Source organism: Clavibacter lycopersici (assembly GCF_003576405.1).
In the GTDB taxonomy this organism is placed as follows: Bacteria; Actinomycetota; Actinomycetes; order Actinomycetales; family Microbacteriaceae; genus Clavibacter; species Clavibacter lycopersici.
In genome coordinates, this window is sequence record NZ_QWGT01000493.1 from 1 (window position 1) to 702 (window position 702).

Consider the following 702-nt stretch of genomic DNA (forward strand, 5'->3'; position numbering starts at 1 on the left):
CGCGGCGCTCGACGAGGCCCGGCTCGAGCTGATGCGCGAGCGCACGGCGCGCCTGCGGGCGGGGCTGCCGGACGCGGGCGAGACGGAGTCGGCCGGCACCGGGGCCTGACCGCACCCGGTTCCAGCTCCGGCCCGCCGGCGCCGGGTCTCGCGCCTGTCCGCGGATCAGCCGACGGGCTCAGCGAACACGACGCGGTTGTCCTCGTAGTGGCCGACGCTGCGGTCGAAGATCCCGCCGCACGTGATTAGGCGCAGCTGGTCCGTGGGCTGCGCGCCGAACACGCGCGCGGTCGGGAAGTCGGCCTTGGCGAAGTCGGCGACCTCGGTCACGGCGTAGCGCGTGGATCCGCCGTCGACGTCCTGCACGGTGACCTCGTCGCCGACGCCGAGCTCGGCGAGGCGCGCGAACGCCGCAGGTCCCACGCGCGAGTCGACGTGCGCCGCGATCACGGTGGGCCCGCGACCGCCGGGCCGGCCGCCGCCCGTGAACCAGCCGACGTCGTCGAAGTCGACGGGCACCTCCATGCGGCCGTCGGGGGCGATCCCGAGGTCGATGAGCGGCTGATCCAGCGCGATGGCCGGGATGGCCACGCGGGTCGGCACCGCGCCGAGACCCTGCACGACCTGGGGGGAGGTCGTGGGCGGGCTGCTCGGCGCGGTGGCGGGTGGGGCGGCGGGCGCTGCGGGCGCCGCCGCGGAGGG

Annotated in this window: 1 protein-coding gene; it reads right to left on the reverse strand. The window is 77.1% G+C overall.

The window, feature by feature from the left end; genetic code table 11:
- Window positions 1–165 precede the first annotated feature (165 nt).
- The coding region (locus tag DZG00_RS16150) for a class F sortase (protein WP_233550179.1) at window positions 166–702 on the reverse strand (537 nt) is incomplete at its 5' end.